The sequence below is a fragment of the Clostridium algoriphilum genome (assembly GCF_020443705.1).
In the GTDB taxonomy this organism is placed as follows: Bacteria; Bacillota; Clostridia; order Clostridiales; family Clostridiaceae; genus Clostridium_AD; species Clostridium_AD algoriphilum.
Window position 1 is genome coordinate 1 of the sequence record NZ_JAIZZK010000085.1, and the last position, 3,027, is coordinate 3,027.

Annotated in this window: 3 protein-coding genes, 1 tRNA gene and 1 rRNA gene; 1 reads left to right on the forward strand and 4 read right to left on the reverse strand. The window is 29.7% G+C overall.

Annotated elements, in window-relative coordinates; genetic code table 11:
• Nucleotides 1-492: 492 nt before the first annotated feature.
• Complete coding sequence (locus LGK95_RS21890; protein ID WP_226127020.1) at nt 493-711, reverse strand: DUF3892 domain-containing protein; 219 nt, start codon at nt 709-711, stop codon at nt 493-495.
• A 310-nt stretch (nt 712-1,021) separates the two neighbouring features.
• A complete protein-coding gene (locus LGK95_RS21895; protein WP_226127021.1) occupies nt 1,022-1,897 on the reverse strand; it encodes a YitT family protein in 876 nt (291 codons plus the stop codon).
• 214 nt (nt 1,898-2,111) lie between these two features.
• On the opposite strand from LGK95_RS21895, the gene LGK95_RS21900 reads away from it, so the two are divergent.
• Nucleotides 2,112-2,786 carry a uracil-DNA glycosylase gene (locus LGK95_RS21900; protein WP_226127022.1) on the forward strand — a complete coding sequence of 225 codons (675 nt, stop codon included), beginning with the start codon at nt 2,112-2,114 and terminating at the stop codon, nt 2,784-2,786.
• A gap of 51 nt (nt 2,787-2,837) precedes the next feature.
• Here LGK95_RS21900 and LGK95_RS21905 read toward each other — a convergent pair.
• Both LGK95_RS21905 and rrf read right to left on the reverse strand, forming a co-directional pair.
• Nucleotides 2,838-2,913: transfer RNA gene (locus LGK95_RS21905), tRNA-Phe, on the reverse strand.
• A gap of 5 nt (nt 2,914-2,918) precedes the next feature.
• Nucleotides 2,919-3,027 (reverse strand): 5S ribosomal RNA (gene rrf / locus LGK95_RS21910); the annotation flags it as partial.

Sequence of the window (3,027 nt, forward strand, 5' to 3'; positions counted from 1 at the left end):
TGCGACAACTGTTAAGTTAATTCGCAAGCTCATTACATACTTTTTAGTCTTACGACTAAAATATTACTTTTACTAAAGTAATTAACTGGTTAAAACAAAATATTATTTCGTTTCTTTACCTATTTCTCTGTTTAATTTTCAAAGACCAATTTGATTTGTCATCAAGTGACGACTTCTACTATTATATCTGTTATTTAATAATTTGTCAACAGCTTTTTTTAAATTCTTTCAATGCTGTTTTTCTTATGCTTTCTTACTTCATCGCCACTGAATTGCGACGACATGTAATATAATATCATTTCTGAATACAGTAATTTTTAGTTTTTTCCCCCAATACGACAATTACACACAATTTTCTCCATAATACTCCTGAATGTTAAGTTTTTTTCATACTGACACACTAGGAAAGGTATAACCCTTTTTCGCATTATAAGATGTAAGCCCTCTTCATTTATAAAGGATACATATTGAAGAAGGCTTACGACTTTCCTACTAAAACGTAGGAAGATTGTCTAAATTGTCATCTGTTGTACTATTAGGTGACGATTTTATAACATCATTTCCATTTCTATTTTTACCAACAACTACTGATTCTACTGTTCCGATCTTTGCTAAGGCCACCGCCTTGCTCACATCTAATTCTTCACCGCTACTAGTTAATACATTTGTAATATCTCCATCTGCATTTTTTCTTACCTTAACTATCTTCATTAAAATACATCTCCTCGTCAATTAATAAGTGGAATTCAACCTCTAATATTTCTTTAATCCTATGTTACTCTTTGCATTAGCCTTTACACTACATATTGAGTATTTCCCTTTTACCATTATTTTATTACTATACAGATACAATTTATATAAATAAATATTTACTAAATAGAATTATAATACAATAAAAGGATATAACTTTTTTACACAGTTTTATGGTAATAGATTTAGATTAATTAAAAATAAAAGAGTTATTTTATAATATTAGAAACAATTGTGAGAGTAATTCATTACATACATATCTGTTTTACAACTATTCTATTGGACTTTTAAATCCGTTACCTCGTACTTCAGCTATATCGATAATAGAAATAAATGCTTCTTGGTCTATAGATTTTATTACTCTCTTAATCTGTGGTAATTGACCCAATGAAACAACACAATACATTACATTTTTTCTATGACTCGTATATGCACCTTCTCCATATAAAATAGTTACCCCTCTATTACAATTATTCATTATCGCATCACTTACATCCTTCTCGTTTTCAGATACAATTAAAAGCATTTTACGTCTGTTTAATCCATTTATAACTTTTTCCATAAGGGTTGATGCAATATACATAGAAATTAGGGTATATAACCCTACTTTAAAATCAAATAATATAGATCCAACAGCCACAATTATAAAATTTATTATAAAACTAACTATACCTACCTCTATATCGTATTTTTTCTTAGCATATATAGCTATAATATCCATTCCACCTGTAGAACCTTCGTTAGAAATGACAATCCCAAGACCTATACCTGAGAGTACTCCTCCATATATACAATAAAGTAGTCTATACGATTCTTCAACAGGAAGAAGTACATTGTTTAAAGGCGCAGTAATAATTAGGAATATTGATAATGATATGGTTCCTAACACAGTAAATGCAGTAAATCTCTTATTTATTTTAAATATACTTAATATAAGAAGTGGAATATTAAGTATTAATATTGTAATACCCATTGGGAAGTTAAAAATATACTGTACTATTAGTCCTACCCCTGAAAGTCCTCCACCAAGAAGTTTGTTTGGAACTATGAATAAATTTATTGCAATAGACAAAATCAAACTCCCTAAAATAATAAGAACTATTTTTTTTACTAATTCCTTAAAAACAGTACTAGATACCTTTATCATAAATTACCTCCTTGTGTTTCCTTTAAGTGTACATCAATCATTAAATATTTTATACTATATTTTTTATATTTGCTATCATTCCATAACATATATACTATCTGACATTCAATACGATTGGGATTTATTGTCTATAATTTTAAGTCCTTATAAATTAATGTAATCAATAATTTATGAAAACTATTGCGTTTATGATACACTTAAGTGAGGTGATTTTATGAGCAGTTTAGTAAATGATTGGAATAAACTTTTATTAAAAGAATTTGATAAAGACTATTATTTAAAATTAAAATGTTTTTTAAAAAGCGAATACAGAACAAAACAAATATATCCTGAAGTTCAAGATATATTTAATGCACTTAAATACACATCATATAATGACGTAAAAGTTGTCATAATAGGACAAGATCCCTACCATGGTAACGGCCAAGCTCATGGTTTAAGTTTTTCCGTGAAAACAGGCGTGCCTATTCCCCCTTCATTATTAAATATCTATAAGGAATTAAATAAAGATCTAGGCTGTTATATCCCTAATAATGGATACCTGAAAAAATGGGCTGATCAAGGTGTTCTATTGTTAAATACTGTGCTTACCGTTCGATCTGGAGAACCTAATTCTCATAAAAACATTGGTTGGCAATGTTTTACAGATAAAATTGTCACTTTATTAAATGAAAAAACAAAACCTATTGTCTTCATATTATGGGGTAATAATGCTCAGTCAAAACAATTTCTTTTAACAAATCCAATACACTACATAATAAAATCCGTTCATCCAAGCCCATTTTCTGCATATAAGGGTTTCTTTAATAGTAAACCTTTTTCCAATACTAATAATTTCTTAATTTCAATAGATGAAAAACCTGTTGATTGGCAGGTAGAAAACATATAGGTATTTTATTTCAACTAAAAAAAACGTCTTAGATTTATCTAAGACGTTTTTTGGTGGCTAAACCCGGAATCGAACCAGGGACACGAGGATTTTCAGTCCTCTGCTCTACCGACTGAGCTATTTAGCCATGTAACCTGGCGACGACCTACTCTTCCACAAGGTTACCCCTGCAGTACCATCGGCGCATTGAAGCTTAACCTTCGTGTTCGGTATGGGAACGGGTGTTACCTTCAGGCCATAA